The 16,074-nt window shown below is 60.2% G+C and carries 13 protein-coding genes; 5 read left to right on the top strand and 8 right to left on the bottom strand.

Annotated features, from left to right (window positions below; translation table 11 throughout):
• The first annotated feature begins 1 nt into the window (after position 1).
• A complete protein-coding gene (gene trbL / locus LOY35_RS05315; protein ID WP_258631223.1) occupies positions 2-1,621 on the top strand; it encodes a P-type conjugative transfer protein TrbL in 1,620 nt (539 codons plus the stop codon).
• A gap of 2 nt (positions 1,622-1,623) precedes the next feature.
• Positions 1,624-1,944: a hypothetical protein gene (locus LOY35_RS05310; RefSeq protein WP_258631222.1), complete on the top strand. Its 321-nt coding sequence runs from the start codon at positions 1,624-1,626 to the stop codon at positions 1,942-1,944.
• A 683-nt stretch (positions 1,945-2,627) separates the two neighbouring features.
• Here LOY35_RS05310 and repC read toward each other — a convergent pair.
• The 8 genes from repC to LOY35_RS05270 all read right to left on the bottom strand — a co-directional run bounded on the left by repC (position 2,628) and on the right by LOY35_RS05270 (position 11,380).
• Positions 2,628-3,533, bottom strand: a complete 906-nt coding sequence (gene repC / locus LOY35_RS05305) for a replication protein C, IncQ-type (protein ID WP_258631220.1) — start codon at positions 3,531-3,533, stop codon at positions 2,628-2,630.
• Positions 3,520-4,404, bottom strand: coding sequence for a helicase RepA family protein (locus LOY35_RS05300; RefSeq protein WP_258631218.1), 885 nt, complete (start codon positions 4,402-4,404; stop codon positions 3,520-3,522). Before LOY35_RS05300 ends, repC begins: the two co-directional genes overlap by 14 nt.
• A gap of 3 nt (positions 4,405-4,407) precedes the next feature.
• On the bottom strand, positions 4,408-4,629 hold the full coding sequence (locus tag LOY35_RS05295; RefSeq protein WP_182240349.1) for an AlpA family transcriptional regulator: 222 nt from the start codon (positions 4,627-4,629) through the stop codon (positions 4,408-4,410).
• A 303-nt stretch (positions 4,630-4,932) separates the two neighbouring features.
• On the bottom strand, positions 4,933-6,141 hold the full coding sequence (locus tag LOY35_RS05290; RefSeq protein ID WP_103714983.1) for a site-specific integrase: 1,209 nt from the start codon (positions 6,139-6,141) through the stop codon (positions 4,933-4,935).
• Positions 6,142-6,449: 308 nt separating this feature from the next.
• On the bottom strand, positions 6,450-8,027 hold the full coding sequence (guaA, locus tag LOY35_RS05285; protein ID WP_053192656.1) for a glutamine-hydrolyzing GMP synthase: 1,578 nt from the start codon (positions 8,025-8,027) through the stop codon (positions 6,450-6,452).
• 126 nt (positions 8,028-8,153) lie between these two features.
• On the bottom strand, positions 8,154-9,623 hold the full coding sequence (gene guaB, locus LOY35_RS05280; RefSeq protein ID WP_258631215.1) for an IMP dehydrogenase: 1,470 nt from the start codon (positions 9,621-9,623) through the stop codon (positions 8,154-8,156).
• A gap of 293 nt (positions 9,624-9,916) precedes the next feature.
• On the bottom strand, positions 9,917-10,465 hold the full coding sequence (locus LOY35_RS05275) for a sugar ABC transporter ATPase (protein WP_258631213.1): 549 nt from the start codon (positions 10,463-10,465) through the stop codon (positions 9,917-9,919).
• A gap of 147 nt (positions 10,466-10,612) precedes the next feature.
• Positions 10,613-11,380: a sulfite exporter TauE/SafE family protein gene (locus LOY35_RS05270; RefSeq protein ID WP_258631211.1), complete on the bottom strand. Its 768-nt coding sequence runs from the start codon at positions 11,378-11,380 to the stop codon at positions 10,613-10,615.
• Positions 11,381-11,606: 226 nt separating this feature from the next.
• Here LOY35_RS05270 and xseA point away from each other — a divergent pair, with 226 nt between their 5' ends.
• From xseA to leuA, 3 genes are all read left to right on the top strand, one after another.
• Positions 11,607-12,986: an exodeoxyribonuclease VII large subunit gene (gene xseA, locus LOY35_RS05265; protein ID WP_025212018.1), complete on the top strand. Its 1,380-nt coding sequence runs from the start codon at positions 11,607-11,609 to the stop codon at positions 12,984-12,986.
• 3 nt (positions 12,987-12,989) lie between these two features.
• Positions 12,990-13,811 (top strand): peptidoglycan DD-metalloendopeptidase family protein, encoded by an 822-nt coding sequence (locus LOY35_RS05260; protein ID WP_258631209.1) that lies wholly within the window; start codon positions 12,990-12,992, stop codon positions 13,809-13,811.
• 461 nt (positions 13,812-14,272) lie between these two features.
• The gene (gene leuA, locus LOY35_RS05255) at positions 14,273-15,952 is read left to right on the top strand and encodes a 2-isopropylmalate synthase (RefSeq protein ID WP_258631207.1); all 1,680 of its coding nucleotides are present in this window, start codon (positions 14,273-14,275) and stop codon (positions 15,950-15,952) included.
• The last annotated feature ends 122 nt before the right edge of the window (positions 15,953-16,074 follow it).

The raw sequence follows: 16,074 nt of genomic DNA, 5'->3' as shown, positions 1-16,074 counted from the left end.
TATGGATCGTCGTCTTTTGTTGTTCCTCGCCTTGACGAGTGTGTTCATGGCCGGAAATGCTATGGCCGCGACCGACCTTTCCCATGCCGATACATCGGTTCAGGGCCTACTCGACCTAGTTTTGCAACAGTCGCACCAGTGGTCAGCGAAGCTGTATGACTATGCGATCAGACTGTTCTGGCTGCTGGCCTCGATCCAGTTTATTTGGACGTTCATGCCTCTGGTAATGAAGCAAGCCGACTTCGGCGAGATTGTCGGCGAGCTGCTGCGCTTCGTGCTGGTGATCGGTTTCTTCCTTGCAGTCATGAAGTACTCAGTGGAGTGGTCGACGGCCATCGTCGATAGTTTCCGCGATGCAGCGGCATCAGCGAGCGGCCTTGGGCGTGCATTAGAACCCGGCGATATGCTTGCAGTTGCGCTGGATTTTGGCCGCACAATGGTAGAGGGCATTTCAGTATTTTCTCCGGCCAAGGGACTTCTGATCGCTGTATGCGCAATTCTTGTGTTGGCATGTTTCGCATTCATCGCTGCATTCATGTTTGTCACGCTCGTAGAGGCCTACGTAATCATCAACGCATCCGTGCTGTTCTTGGGCTTTGGTGGCTCGCAATGGACGCGGGAATTTGCAATTGCGCCAATGCGTTTCACCGTCGCGATTGGTGCAAAGCTATTTGTATTGACTCTGATTGTCGGCCTGGTTGTACAGTCGGCTAAGCAGTGGTTAGCAGCCTATACCAATGATGAAGCGTCATTGATGACGATGGTCGGCTTGGCCTTGGTATGCTGCTATCTGACCAAGACTATTCCTGACCTGATCGGCGGCATGATTAGCGGCACGTCCATGGGCGGTGGCTCGGCCATTGGCGGGATGGCGGTGGCCGGGGCAGCCGGAGCGGCTGCGGCGGCTGCCACCATCGCCACGGCCGGGGCGGCCGCTCCGGCTGCTGCCGGTGCTCTTGGCGCTGCCGGTACTGGCGGCGCTGCTGGAGCCGGTGTAGCGGGTGCAGGTGGGATTGGCGGCGGCGGTCTGGCTTCTGCGATCAATTCCAGTTTTGCCGGTGGTGGTGCGCCCGCAGCGACGGCGACTCACGGCGGTGCGGCCGCTGGCCTCGGCGCGAGCACGGGCGGCCAAGCGGCCGCTCAAGGTGCGTCGTCGGCCGGTGCCCGCGTAGGTGGCAGTGCCGCCCCTCAATCACCGGGCACGGATCCGCAGCAGCCTAGCAGTGGTGTCCAGCAGGCGACCAAGCAGGCCGGGAGAGCGGCGCAGGAAAAAGACGACAAAGACCAGCAAGGGGCACCAAAAGGGGGAGTTGTTGGCTCTGGCAACGCCCTTTCCCAAGCGGCCAACGCTAGCGCAAAAGCGCTCGGTGTGATGACCTCGATGGCAGTGCCGGGCATGGAGAATGCGCACTCTCTGTCTCTTGGTGCAGGATCTCCGCCGCCTGTTCCCGACGGTGCCAGCTCGACCGTTCCAACCAATGGCACGGAAACAACCGTGGAAGCTGCACAAACGGAATCTAACGTCATCCGTCCATCCTCGGACGAAAGCCCCGCCACAAGTCGCCTAGCCTCACTCAATGTGCCCGGCACGGCATCAAACAACGACAACTCGGAGAAATAACCATGATGGACATACTGATGTTCGCTGGATTCGTAGTATTCGCATCGACATTTGCCATCGGCATGTGGGCGCTCGGCCGATGGCTACGTAGCAAGGGCTACGGGCCGCAACTCGATAGTCTAGATCGCCAGTACACGGCCTTGCAGCTTCGAGTGAACCCGCTCGCATTGTCGGCGTCCTATCGCATGTTTGCTGGGGCACAGGCTATGAATCATCTACCTTTGCTGGGCAGCAAGAATAACGCAGCCCTGAATCAGCAGGCGTTGATGGCCATCCAAGGCGCGCAGGAAGCACAGAAGCAAGAGAGTCCCGGCAAGCAGTGATCACTGACCAGACCCACACAACCCCGCCTAAGTGCGGGGTTTTACTTTCCAAACGCAGCCTCGTGATTGCATCAGGTTCACTCCCCGTCAGTTGGTCGTTCTGTCAGTCCCAGCACAAGCCCAAAGCCTCCGCACCTGGGGTACTGCGCGTCCCGTGGACAACGCTTTGCGTTGACACAACAGACTTGCGGCTACTCGTGATATTTCATCACGGGGGCTACTCCCGGCTGCGCCGATCAAAAGCGCGGGGGCTTCGCCATTAGTAATACGCACGAACCTGTCTCAGCTCCGTCGATTACACCACCTGTAAGGCCCTGAGCTGAATTCTGAGCGATTTTTTGGCTACAGCACCCGAGCCATCCCGCATCATCTAAAAGCGTTATGGCGGCTCCTGCGACCTTCTGATTGGTCGTTCACCCCGAGACCTTCTCTTTGGTGTGTCTTCGGATGCCGCAGACGGCGGGATGCACTTGTTGGTTTAGGTGGCGTGTGTTCGATGGAGTCGCCCTTCCTTTTGGTGCCTAACGGCCGCAGGCCGACCAACAGAGCAAGCGATGAGCTGCGCCACCAGGGCGCGGCGCTTCGCGCGCATGATGGAGATTCTTAGAGAATCTTGGATGAGATTTGCGAACTGCCCGCAAGGCCCCGCCGTTGCTGGGATTTCAGAAATGAACCGGGTACCGTTAACGTGGGGATTGGGTGCTGAAAACGTGGGGGTTGGGTGCTGAAAACGTGGGGCGGGTGCCGTTATCGTGGGCCTTGGGACGTCCGATTTCCCATTTGCCTTTGGCATATTCGTCCAGCTTCCAACCCACGGCGACCAGCTCCGCCAACGCTTTGCGTGCTGTCTGGCGGCGCTTTTTGATGGTATTAGGATTTGTAGCGCCATCGGGCCAGACATAGCTGCAAAGCGTGCCTAGCTCGACACGCCCCGATTTGCCTGGGTCAATCCAGCCGCAGAGCCGCTGATGGAACAGGCGGGCGGGATCAGTCTTTAGCTTCCTCACTTCGGCCATATCTATGCGAATGTGTTGCACGTGTGGCCCGCCCATGATTGCGCGAGCAATCAGAGGATTCAGCGCCACGTACAACCTGCCATTCAGCTCATCGCTGGCGTACTCGGACAACAAGCGAAAGCCCTGCCGTTGCCTTCCGTTTTGCGCAATGATCGAGACTTTCCAAAGCCTCTCGATACATTCGCGTACTCGTTCGGTGTCCTTTTTGTTCGCGTAGCCCACTTCGCTGGCCAACGCCCCATAGCTGCCCCTGACCACCATTGCATCCTGCTGGATAGCTTCCCACTTAGGCTCAAGGAATAGACGTAGCTGGCGGCCAGCTTCTGTCTGCGGGTCGGGCGAAAGCACGAGTCCAGAAGGGCCAGCCATTGCCACGAGTCCTTGTAAAATGCGTAGATCGTCGGCCCCCAATGGTTCCGGGCCGCTGAACTCGATACGCTTGCCGTTACCGTAGTCATATACCACGTCGAGCTTGCTGTGCTTGCGCTCTCCTTTCTTGAGGCTACGGAACAGGCCGGGGGCGAGGCAATGCACCGGGTCGTGCCGGGCATGAGTCAAATCATGCTTGCTCACGGTGACGCCCCTTTCCGCTGTCCTGATTGGCGTCCAACAGGTCTACCGGCAGCAACACGCCTCCATCGTGCTGCATGTACCAGCGCTCTTTCGGCGTGCGGGCATAGTTTTGCTTGTTAACGCCGAAACGAACAAAGAAGCCTCGGCGCTCCCCACCGATGGGCTGTCGGTCAAAGGCCCGATCGGTACGGGTTTCTGCTTCTTTGTCAGTCATCTTGGCGATGAAACCGCACCATCGGACGTTATCGACGAGTACCGAAGCGCCTCGTGAAGCCTGTTGCTGATCTGCCTGCCCGTCGCGAGCACTGCTTTTGCTCACATGGTGGAGATAAAGAACTGATGCTCCTGTGCTGGCCGCTATATGCTCCAGCGTGGAGACAAGCCGCGCCATCTCGCTGTTGCTGTTCTCATCAAGGGTATGGATACGGCTCAATGTATCGAGAACGATCAGTCGAGCACCTTTGCATTGCTCTATAAGCTCGGCCCGCTGCCTTTTCCTCATGACATCCAAGAGCGTTCCCATGATCGGCATGACCATGAGATTTTCTACGATAGCTCCGCGAGCTTCTTGGCCAAGGTGTTTGCCAATGGAGTGAATTCGCCCGATCAACGCTGGCTCGGGGTCTTCTCCTGCGTAATAGACGACGCGGCCAGATTTCGCGGGTGCAAGTCCTACTAAGTCACCACCGGCCGCTCTGCTTTCAACGGTTGCGCCACAGGCAACGGACATTGCCGCCTCCAGCGCCCAGAAGCTCTTACCAGTGGCTCCGGGAGCTACCAAGGCTCCCACTGTGCCTGCAAGGAAGCCGGGCCATATGAAATCAAGTGAGGGCGGCTCGTTCTCGAAAGCTGCCCGTAAGTCAATCGCCACAATTCAGGCCCCCATTCCGGGCCGGGGAGCCGGGCCGGTCCCCTTGCACGCATCAATCCATTCCTCCACTTCCCCCAAGTCCCAGACCACCTTACGGCTGCTAAGAGCAATACGCCGAGGGAATTTTCCCTGCTTTTCAAAGTTGTAGATCGTGCGCTCGCACAACGGGATCATTGCCAGCAACTGTTTCTTGCTGATCAGGACTTTTCTCGATTCTTTCTCCACACCGAATACCTCGTTTCGTGATCATTCGAGGTTCGATTATTGCCCCACATTTCCGGTATTTTCCAGCATTTTTAGACGATTTTCCCATACAAATCAATTACTTAAGTGTCCGTCAAACGTCCAGTTTCGGGACGGGAATAATCACCCAATCTCTTGTTTTATCGGTAGTTTTTTTAAACGAAATTCAGAGAAAAAAAGTGTCCCTAAAACGTGCGTTTCGGGACAAAAAAAAAGCCCACCGAAGTGGGCGTTTCGCCACAAACGAATGGGCGCCATGTACTCTGTAGTCCACGAAGCTCGGTATCAGCCCTCGGAGCGCGGTCTCCTAAGCGTCCACTCGTCGATCATGTCCGCCCAATCCTGCAGCATCGCCCGACGCTGATCTCGATATTCGGCCTTGTTGTAAACCGCTCGCACACCCTTCTGTTCGTGTGCGAGGCACTTCTCGATCCAATCGGTGTTATAGCCAGCCTCATGTAACAATGTGCTGGCAGTCCGTCGCAAGTCATGCGGCCCGAACTTGCCTAGCGACTGCCCCTCTTTCTGAGCGAGGCGATAGGTCAGCGTTAGCACTTGATTGAGAGTGGCACTGCTCATCGGTAAGTCAGAGTCATAGCGCGATGGAAGAACATATTCCGAGCCACCCGCAAAGGTTTTCAGAGCAATGAAAATATCAAGCGCTTGCCTGGACAGGAACACCAAATGCGGATTACGGCGCTTCATCCGCTCTTTGGGAACTGTCCAGACTGCTTCGCTGAAATTGATTTCGCTCCAAGTCGCATTGGTCAGTTCACTTTTGCGAACCATGGTTAGCAACAGCAACTTAGCCGCAACACGCACCGAAGAAGCGGTACCAATGCGTTCCATGTACTGATACATCAAGGCGATTTCATCAGGAGTCAAGGCCCGGTCGCGCGGCTCGAATTTTGCGATGCTGGTAGGCCGTACTAGATCAGCCGGGTTCTCAACCTTCTGACCACGTTCGATTGCCCATCGAAAGACCTGCATGACAATCTCTCGCGAGTGAACTGCTGTTGCCGGAGCACCTCGCTCCACGATGCTGTCAGTCAGCGCTCGCAGGTCCTCATGCGTAATTTCAGCGAGTTTCTGGTTGCCAAATTTCGGCTTTAGCTCTCGTTCGAAAACCGAGCGTCGCATATCGCGGGTGGAATCAGCCATTTGGTACCCACGCAGCCATTTTTCAGCCCAAGCGCCGAACGTCTCCGCATCCCTGACGCGGCCCTTTTCTCTGGCCTTCTCTTTGGCTGGTGACTTCCCAGCGGCGATCATCTTTTTTGCCTCGCCGAGTCGTTCCCGGGCTTCCGCTAGGGTGATGCCCCCTACACCGTAACGGCCGAAGGTGATGGTCTCCTGCCTACCGTGGATCGAGTAGTTGTAGCGGAATGAAATCGACCCCGCCGGGGTGATGGCTACATAGAGACCGTCACGGTCGTTCACTTTGTAGAGCTTGTCTTTCGGCTTGATGTTACGCAGCTTGGTATCGGTCAGCATGGTCAGGGCGGGTTTCCTCTAAAAAATACCATGCTCACTCCGCATCGCATTAATCCTATAAAAACCTTACAGATCAATACTTTAACGTGAATCAATACCATGCCCATCTGCTTAGGAGCGACATGGTATCGAGCGCCGAACATGGCATTAGGGTCAGGTCGTACCATCTACCATGCCATAAAAACGGGGTGCTTGGCGATGCGAAAACTTGCCAGATAGTGCGGAGCCGAAAACGCAAAAAGCCCGCAATTACGCGGGCTTCAGGGGTGTTTCATGCCACTTGCTGCCGGTCTATGCCGGACGCGGGATCATTCCCACTCAATCGTCGCCGGCGGCTTACTCGACACGTCATACGTCACGCGGGAGATACCGTCGATTTCGTTGATGATGCGACCGGAAACGGTTTCCAGCAGCTCGTACGGCAGGTGCGCCCAGCGAGCGGTCATGAAGTCGATGGTTTCCACCGCACGCAGGGCCACGACCCAAGCGTAGCGACGGCCATCGCCGACCACGCCAACCGATTTCACCGGCTGGAACACCACGAACGCCTGACTGACCTTGTGGTACCAGTCGGCCTTGCGCAGTTCTTCGATGAAGATGTGGTCGGCGCGACGCAGCAGGTCGGCGTATTCCTTCTTCACTTCACCGAGGATCCGCACGCCCAGGCCCGGGCCCGGGAATGGGTGGCGGTAGACCATGTCGTACGGCAGGCCCAGTTCCAGGCCGAGGCGACGGACCTCGTCCTTGAACAGTTCGCGCAGCGGCTCGACCAGCTTGAGGTTCATTTCTTCCGGCAGGCCACCGACGTTGTGGTGGGACTTGATCACGTGGGCCTTGCCGCTCTTGGCGCCGGCCGACTCGATCACGTCGGGGTAGATGGTGCCCTGGGCCAAGTACTTGATGTTGTCGAGCTTGCAGGATTCGGCATCGAACACGTCGATGAAGGTGCGGCCGATGATCTTGCGCTTCTTCTCCGGGTCGGACTCGCCGGCCAGGTTGGTCAGGAACTGCTCTTCGGCGTTGGCGCGGATCACCTTGACGCCCATGTTCTCGGCGAACATGGCCATCACTTGCTCGCCTTCGTGCAGGCGCAGCAGGCCGTTGTCGACGAAGACGCAGGTCAGTTGATCACCGATGGCCTTGTGCAACAGCGCGGCGACCACAGAGGAGTCCACGCCGCCGGACAAGCCCAGCAGCACATTGTCGGTACCGACCTGGGCGCGCACCTGGGCGATGGCGTCTTCAGCGATTTTCGACGGAGTCCACAGGGCTTCGCACTCGCAGATGTCGAGGATGAAGCGCGACAGGATACGGCCGCCCTGCTTGGTGTGGGTCACTTCCGGGTGGAACTGCACGCCGTAGTAACGACGCTCGTCGCTGAACATGCCGGCAATCGGGCAGCTCGGCGTGCTGGCGAGGATGTGGAAGTCTTCCGGCATCTTGGTGACCTTGTCACCGTGGCTCATCCACACGTCCAGGCCGAACAGGCCATCGGCGTCCACATGGTCTTCGATGCCGTCCAGCAGGCGGCTCTTGCCGACCACGTCAACGCGGGCATAACCGAACTCACGCAGGTCGGAGCCTTCCACCTTGCCGCCGAGCTGCTCGGCCATGGTCTGCATGCCGTAGCAGATGCCGAAGACCGGTACGCCCAGGTCGAACACCGCTTGCGGGCAGCGTGGGCTGTCGGCTTCGTGCACGGACTCGGGACCGCCGGCGAGGATGACGCCTTTGGGAGCGAACTCGCGAATCGCTTCGTCATCCATGTCGAACGGGTGCAATTCGCAGTACACGCCGATTTCACGCACGCGGCGGGCAATCAGCTGGGTGTACTGGGAACCGAAGTCGAGGATCAGGATGCGGTGAGCGTGAATGTCGAGGGCCATGACTCATTCTCTGATGCAGCTGCAAGCTTCAAGCCGCAAGCTGCCAGTTGATCGGGGAGAACGCGGTAGTTGCTGCAACGCAACTACCGCTTGTAGCTTGAAGCTTGTAACTCGCGGCTCGAGGCGTTAGCCGACCCGGTAGTTCGGCGCTTCCTTGGTGATCTGTACATCGTGGACATGGGACTCGGCCATGCCGGCGCCGGTGATGCGTACGAACTCCGGCTTGGTGCGCATCTCTTCGATGTCGGCGCTGCCGGTGTAGCCCATCGAGGAACGCAGGCCACCCATCAGCTGATGGATGATCGCGGTCAGGGTGCCTTTGTACGGCACGCGACCTTCGATGCCTTCCGGTACCAGCTTCTCGGCACCCGCGGAGGAGTCCTGGAAGTAGCGGTCGGAAGAACCCTGGGCCTGGGACATGGCACCCAGCGAACCCATGCCGCGGTAAGCCTTGTAGCTACGGCCCTGGAACAGCTCGATCTCGCCCGGTGCTTCTTCGGTACCGGCGAACATCGAGCCCATCATCACGGCAGAGGCACCGGCCACGATGGCCTTGGACAGGTCACCGGAGAAGCGGATGCCGCCGTCGGCGATCAACGGTACGCCAGTGCCTTCAAGGGCAGCGGCGACGTTGGCGATGGCGCTGATCTGCGGCACGCCGACACCGGCGACGATCCGGGTGGTGCAGATCGAGCCAGGGCCGATACCGACCTTGACCGCGTCGGCGCCGGCTTCGGCCAAGGCCTTGGCGGCAGCGCCGGTGGCGATGTTGCCGCCGATCACCTGCACTTCAGGGAAGTTCTGCTTGACCCAGCGAACGCGATCGATCACGCCTTTGGAATGGCCGTGGGCGGTATCAACCACCACCACGTCGACGCCGGCATTGACCAGCGCGGCGACGCGATCACCGGTGTCCTTGCCGGTACCGACCGCGGCACCGACGCGCAGACGACCCTGGTCGTCCTTGCTGGCCAACGGGTAGGCCTTGGCTTTTTCGATGTCGTTGACGGTCATCATGCCCTTGAGGGCGAATTTGTCGTCGACGATCAGCACGCGCTCGATGCGGTGCTTGTGCAGCAATTCGCGGACTTCGTCCTTGCTGGTGCCTTCCTTGACCGTGACCAGGCGCTCTTTAGGCGTCATCACTTGGCGGACGGTGGCATCCAGGCGGTTCTCGAAACGCACGTCGCGGGAGGTGACGATGCCGACCAGATCGCCATCATGCAGCACCGGAACGCCGGAGATGTTGTGCATGCGGGTCAGTTCGAACAGGTCGCGCACCGTGGCATCAGCCTCGATGGTGATCGGATCCTTGACCACGCCAGCCTCGAACCGCTTGACCTTGCGCACTTCGGCGGCCTGCTGTTCGATGGTCATGTTCTTGTGGATGATACCGATACCGCCTTCCTGGGCCATGGCAATGGCCAGACGGGCTTCGGTCACGGTGTCCATGGCAGCGGAAACCAGCGGGATATTCAGTTCGATGCCACGGGTAAGACGGGTTTTGAGACTGACTTCGTTAGGCAGCACCTCGGAATAACCAGGCACTAGGAGAATGTCGTCGAAGGTCAGAGCTTCTTGGCTGATACGCAGCATCGCGGGGGCTCCCGAGCGGGAAAATGGAAGCGCGCCATTATACTCATGCACACCGTCTGGCTCAATGTAAAACTCTGCCTATTATTGCCGGGGTGATTGACGGGGCTGATCGCCCCACTGCGGCGATACACCGCCCCCCTGTGGCGAGGGGATTTATCCCCGCTGGACTGCGCAGCAGTCCCAAGGTGGTCGACTCATATGCCTGATGTACCGCACAGCCTGGGTTTAGGGCCGCTTCGCGCCCCAGCGGGGATAAATCCCCTCGCCACAAAAGCAATCTCCGGTGAGCCTATCTACAACTCTACCTTCACCCAACTCACCGGCTGATCCAGCCAATCGGCGAATTCGTCGAGGAACGCCTGCTTGAACCCCGCCTCCAGCCAGTTGTTGAAGATGAACCCCAGGTTGGAGAAGCCGCAGGGCTGCAGGAACAGGAAGCCGTTGATGTCATCTTCATGCCCGCACTCAGGGCAGGTGAAGTTGTCGGTGCGGTCGGGCATCCAGTCCTCCAGGCTTTCGAACAGCGCCTCGCCGATTTCCCGCCGGCACTCGGCGCAGCCCGCCTCCTCGAGAAAGCCCTTGGCCGGGGTGTAGATGCAGCGTTTGGTGATGATCTCCAGGCCATTAATCGGCTCGCCGAACGGCAGCGCGTCGGGGTGCAGGACAACGGCTCGTGCACCAGGGGCGATGGCGTGGGCCATGCGATTGCCCGTGCGCCCGCAGGTGGTCAGCTGTTCTTCGACGATGTTCTTGCGCACCAGCCAGCGCACGATCGCCCGGGCCCTGGGCTCATGGACCGGCAAGGTGGAGATTTTCGGGACAATGATGCTTTGGGAATTCATGGCGGGGCCTGGGGGTTCTCTGTAGGAGCAAAGCTCGCGATGGGGACACTTCGGTCCATCAGATGATGGGGGCGATACCATCGCGAGCAAGCTTTGCTCCTACAGGTGTTATCAAAGGCCGGCAGCTTAATCCCTGGCCAAACCAGGTCAAGCGCTCAGGTAGCGCCCGATCAGCGCGAGGCCGCTGGCAAGCACCAGCCAGGTCACCAGGCGCACGAAGGTCTCGCGCGACATCTTCAGCGTCAGGCGCCGACCTATCCACAACCCCAGCGCCATGGCCGGCAACAAACACAGCGCCAGTACCAACAAGGGTAGTTCGGCATACACGCCCGCGACAGCGAACAGGCTCAAGCGCACCACGGTGCTGCAACTGATCAGCGCGCTTTGGGTGGCCCGGGCCGGCTCCTTGGGCAAGCGGCTGTTCAAATAGATCGCATATAAAAAGCCGCCGCTGCCGAACAAGGCCCCGAACATCCCGCCCACCGTACCCATCGGGATCGCCCACAGCGCCGACAACTGCGTGGGCCGGCTCTTTATCCACAGGCTGTAGACCGCGTAGGCGCTGATGAACAGGCCCATCAACAGCAACAGCAGGTCAGACTTGAGGTTGAGCAGGAAAATCACACCCAGGGTGCAACCGACCGCCATACACGGCAACAACCGCAGCAACTCCGGTCGGGCAACATCCTTGCGTGACGGCAGCAGGTTGCCGAACGCCGCGACAAAATCCAGCAGCACCAGCAGCGGCACGATTTTCGACAGGGGTATGAACAGCAGCAGGATCGGCGCGGCCACCAGCGCCGTGCCGAACCCGGCAATGCCGAATACGATGTAAGCCAGGGCGATGGCCAAGCCGATCACCAGCCAATCCGTGGGTGCGAATGCCCATTGGCCTAACCACGAGAAAAGGTTCATCCGGCATTTCCTTGCTGACGAAGCGGCGACTTTAGCCAGAGGTCGCAGGCTTATCCAGCACTGCTATCGCGAGCAGGCTCGCTCCCACATTGGATTTCCATTGGATTCATATGCTGTGTACGACGCAGAACCTTTGTGGGAGCGAGCCTGCTCGCGATGAAGGCAACCCGGTCTAATTGTTTCCACACATGGAGATTAAGCGGCAAATGCCCTTATCATGCCGCCCATGATTAAAGATCCCTTTGCCCGACTGGGCCTGGACCGAGAAGTCCTGACTGTCAGCCAGCTCAATGGCCGTGCGCGGGTGTTGCTCGAAGACGTGTTCAGCAACATCTGGGTCGAGGGCGAGATTTCCAATCTGGCCCGCCCCGCCTCCGGTCATGTGTACTTCACCCTCAAGGACAGCGGTGCCCAGGTGCGTTGCGCGCTGTTCCGGCAGAACGCCGCGCGGGTGCGCCAGGCCTTGAAGGACGGGTTGGCGGTCAAGGTACGCGGCAAGGTATCGCTGTTCGAGGGCCGTGGCGATTACCAGTTGATTCTCGACACCGTGGAGCCGGCCGGCGACGGTGCCCTGCGCCTGGCCTTCGATGCCCTGAAGGAAAAGCTCAGCGCCGAAGGCCTGTTCAGCGCCGAGCGCAAGGTGCCCCTGCCCGCTCATCCACAACGCATCGGCATCATCAGTTCGCCCACCGGCGCGGTGATCCGCGACATCATCAGCGTGTTCCGTCGCCGTGCGCCGCAGATTGCCCTGACGTTGATCCCCACCGCCGTGCAGGGCCGCGAAGCCACCGCACAGATCGTCCGCGCCCTGAAGCTGGCGGACGCCCGGGGGTTCGATGCGCTGATTCTGGCCCGTGGCGGCGGTTCCCTGGAAGACTTGTGGTGCTTCAACGAAGAAGCCGTGGCCCGGGCCGTGGATGCCTGCGTGACGCCGATCGTCAGCGCCGTCGGCCATGAAACCGACGTGTCCATCAGCGATTTCGTCGCCGACGTACGCGCTCCAACGCCGTCCGCCGCCGCCGAACTGCTGGCGCCGGACGCCGGCGACCTGGTGCGCCGGGTCGAAAGCCTCCATCGGCGGCTGGTGATGCGCATGCGTGACCGTTTGATGCGCGATCAACTGCGCCTCGAAGGCCTGACCCGACGACTGCGCCACCCCGGTGAACGTCTGCGCCAGCAAGCCCAGCGCCTCGACGACCTGGACATGCGCCTGCGCCGGGCCTTCGAACGCAGCCTCAATACCCGTCGCGAACGCCTGATCCGCCTGGAAACCCGCCTGGCCGGACAACATCCGGGCCGCCACCTGGCGCTGCTGCGCCAGCGCCTGGACAGCCTGGCCGAACGCCTGCCCCGGGCCATGCGCGAAGGCTTAAAAGCGCGACGCGTGCAATTGCACAACCAGATGCAGACGCTGCACATCGTCAGCCCCCTGGCGACCCTCGGCCGGGGCTACAGCATCTTGCTGGACGAACGCGGCCATGCGATCCGCAGTGCCGGACAGACCCAGACCGGCCAGCGCCTGACGGCCCGGCTCGGCGAAGGCGAATTGCTGGTGCGGGTCGAAGACAATCACCTGACGCCGGTCACCCTTTCTCTACTGGATTGATCCATGCCGCGATTTCTAGCGCCCCTGCTTTTGCTGTGCCTGACCTTCAACGCCCACGCCGACAGTTACATCACCCGCCTGCTGAACAAACCGGTGCCGGGGGGTGTGGCGGTGGTCGACCTGGGTACCGCGACCCAGGCGCCGAAAGCCAGCTATCAAGGCAAACCGGTGCTGGTGGTCAAGGAACAGAACAACTGGCTGGCGATTGTCGGCATCCCGCTGACCGTCCAGCCGGGCACCCAGCAGATCAGCAGCGGCGGCAGCACCCAACCGTTCGTGGTCGGCTATAAAAAGTACCCCGAGCAGCACATCACCCTGAAGAACAAGCGCCAGGTCAATCCGAACCCGGCGGACCTCAAGCGCATCGACGCCGAGCTGGCCGTACAGTTGAAGGCCTACCGCAGCTTCAGCCCGAACATCCCCAGTAACCTGCTGTTGGACAAGCCGGTCAACGGCCCGCTGTCGAGCCGGTTTGGCGTGCGTCGCTTCTTCAACGGCGAAGAGCGCAACCCCCACGCCGGCCTGGACTTCGCCGTGCCCGCCGGCACGCCGATCAAGACGCCGGCGGCCGGCAAGGTGATCCTTACCGGCAACTACTTCTTCAATGGCAACACCGTGTTCGTCGACCATGGCCAGGGCTTCATCAGCATGTTCTGCCACATGTCGAAGATCGACGTGAAGGTTGGCCAGCAACTGGCCCGGGGCACGGTGGTGGGCAAGGTCGGCGCCACCGGTCGAGCGACCGGGCCGCACATGCACTGGAACATCAGCCTGAACGATGCGCGGGTGGACCCGACGATTTTTATCGGGGCGTTCGAGCCCTGAGTTTTTTTTTGTGGTGAGCCTACTGGCCTCATCGCGAGCAAGCTCGGCTCCCACAGGTGTTGCGTAATATTTGAAAGCGTCGAATACCCTGTGGGAGCCGAGCTTGCTCGCGATGAGGCCGGCACATGCGCCGTGGCCCTAGAGATTGCCGAGCCACAAACATCAACGCAATAAAACGACAATTCCCACTAAATCCTGCAATAAAATCTCGAAAACCTTCTACAAAGCAGAACTTCTCTCAATTTTTTCCGACTGCTTGCGATCCTCCCCCCACCCGGTTAGGGTTGAAGGCATGAAAACCTCTCACACCCTCATCCAGCTTCGCCAGCATCGCAGCCTGTGCCTCGTCAGCGCACGACTGCCGGGCTGAATCGCGGCACCCCGTCCAGGCTGTAGAGCCACCCCCGTTCGAACCACCGGCAGGCCGCCTTTTTCCGGCCACGACAATAAGGATTCCGCCCATGAGCATGCTCAAAGACCCGTCTTCCAAATACCGCGCCTTCCCGACCATCAACCTGCCGGATCGTACCTGGCCGTCGAAGACCATCACCGCCGCGCCGATCTGGTGCAGTTCCGACCTGCGCGATGGCAACCAGTCGCTGATCGAGCCGATGGACGCGGTCAAGAAACTGCGCTTCTGGAAAACCCTGGTCGCTGTGGGCGTCAAGGAAATCGAAGCGTCGTTCCCCGCCGCCTCGCAAACTGATTTCGACTTCGTGCGCACCCTCATCGAAGAAGGCCACATCCCGGACGACACCACCATCCAGGTGCTGACCCAGGCCCGTGAAGACCTGATCGCCCGCACTTTCGAATCCCTGCGCGGCGCAAAGAAAGCCATCGTCCACCTGTACAACGCCACCTGCCCGTCGTTCCGCCGTATCGTGTTCAACCAGGACAAGGAAGGCGTGAAGGAAATCGCGGTGAACGCGGCCAAGCTGTTCGTCAAATACGCTGCCCAGCAGCCGGAAACCCAATGGCAGTTCGAGTACTCGCCAGAGACCTTCAGCGCCACTGAGCTGGAGTTCGCCAAGGAAGTCTGCGACGCGGTGATCGAAGTCTGGAACCCGACCCCCGAGCACAAGGTGATCCTCAACCTGCCTGCCACCGTGGAAGTCGCTACCCCGAACATCTACGCCGATCAGATCGAGTGGTTCCACCGCAACATCACCCGTCGTGACAGCGTGCTCATCAGCCTGCACACCCACAACGACCGTGGCACCGGCGTGGCCGCCACCGAGCTGGGCCTGATGGCCGGCGCCGACCGTGTCGAAGGCTGCCTGTTCGGCAACGGCGAGCGCACCGGCAACGTCGACCTGGTGACCGTGGCGCTGAACCTCTACACCCAGGGCATCAACCCTGAGCTGGACTTCTCCGACATCGACGGCGTGCGCAAAGTGGTCGAAGAGTGCAACCAGATTCCGGTGCATCCACGTCACCCCTACGTCGGCGACCTGGTTCACACCGCGTTCTCCGGCTCGCACCAGGACGCTATCCGCAAGGGCTTTGCCCAGCAGAAATCCGACACGCTGTGGGAAGTGCCGTACCTGCCGATCGACCCGGCCGACATCGGCCGCAGCTACGAGGCAGTGATCCGCGTCAACAGCCAGTCGGGCAAGGGCGGTATCGCCTACCTGCTGGAACAGGAATACGGCATCAGCCTGCCGCGCCGCATGCAGATCGAGTTCAGCCAGGTGGTTCAGCGCGAGACCGACCGCCTCGGCCTCGAAATGACCGCCCAGCAGATCCACAGCCTGCTGCAACGCGAATACCTGCAAGCCAACACCCCGTACGCGTTGGTCAGCCATCGCCTGCAGGAAGAGAACGGCAACAGTGCCGTGGAAGTGGAAGTCGCCAGCAAGGGCCAGGGCGAAACCAACCTGCACTGGCGCGGCAAGGGCAACGGCGCGCTGGAGGCGTTGGTGGCCGGCCTGCCGATTCCCGTGGAAATCATGGACTACAACGAACACGCCATCGGCGCTGGCACCAACGCCAAAGCAGCGGCGTACATCGAACTGCGGGTCAACGGTGAGCGTGCGGTGCACGGCGTGGGCATCGATGAAAACATCACCACCGCCAGCTTCAAGGCCCTGTTCAGCGCGCTGAACCGCTCGCTGAGCCAGCCTGAGGCCAAGGCGGCCTGAGTCGCGGCCGGAATGCAGAAGGCCCCGGGGCGTGAACCCTGGGGCCTTTTTGTTTGGCTGGTCTTGTGCTGACTGTCATGGCCCCATCGCAAGCAGGTTCGCGCCCACAGGTTCCATGCAGC

Source organism: Pseudomonas sp. B21-028 (assembly GCF_024749045.1).
GTDB lineage: Bacteria > Pseudomonadota > Gammaproteobacteria > Pseudomonadales > Pseudomonadaceae > Aquipseudomonas.
This window is presented reverse-complemented; position numbering and strand designations above follow the sequence as displayed.

Bases quoted from the DNA above. Each gene is read 5' to 3' on its own strand.
- guaA (WP_053192656.1), bottom strand. From the start codon at position 8,027: ATGGCCCTCGACATTCACGCTCACCGCATCCTGATCCTCGACTTCGGT.
- LOY35_RS05270 (WP_258631211.1), bottom strand. From the start codon at position 11,380: ATGAACCTTTTCTCGTGGTTAGGCCAATGGGCATTCGCACCCACGGAT.
- LOY35_RS05275 (WP_258631213.1), bottom strand. From the start codon at position 10,465: ATGAATTCCCAAAGCATCATTGTCCCGAAAATCTCCACCTTGCCGGTC.
- leuA (WP_258631207.1), top strand. From the start codon at position 14,273: ATGAGCATGCTCAAAGACCCGTCTTCCAAATACCGCGCCTTCCCGACC.
- xseA (WP_025212018.1), top strand. From the start codon at position 11,607: ATGATTAAAGATCCCTTTGCCCGACTGGGCCTGGACCGAGAAGTCCTG.
- LOY35_RS05260 (WP_258631209.1), top strand. From the start codon at position 12,990: ATGCCGCGATTTCTAGCGCCCCTGCTTTTGCTGTGCCTGACCTTCAAC.
- guaB (WP_258631215.1), bottom strand. From the start codon at position 9,623: ATGCTGCGTATCAGCCAAGAAGCTCTGACCTTCGACGACATTCTCCTA.
- LOY35_RS05290 (WP_103714983.1), bottom strand. From the start codon at position 6,141: ATGCTGACCGATACCAAGCTGCGTAACATCAAGCCGAAAGACAAGCTC.
- LOY35_RS05310 (WP_258631222.1), top strand. From the start codon at position 1,624: ATGATGGACATACTGATGTTCGCTGGATTCGTAGTATTCGCATCGACA.
- trbL (WP_258631223.1), top strand. From the start codon at position 2: ATGGATCGTCGTCTTTTGTTGTTCCTCGCCTTGACGAGTGTGTTCATG.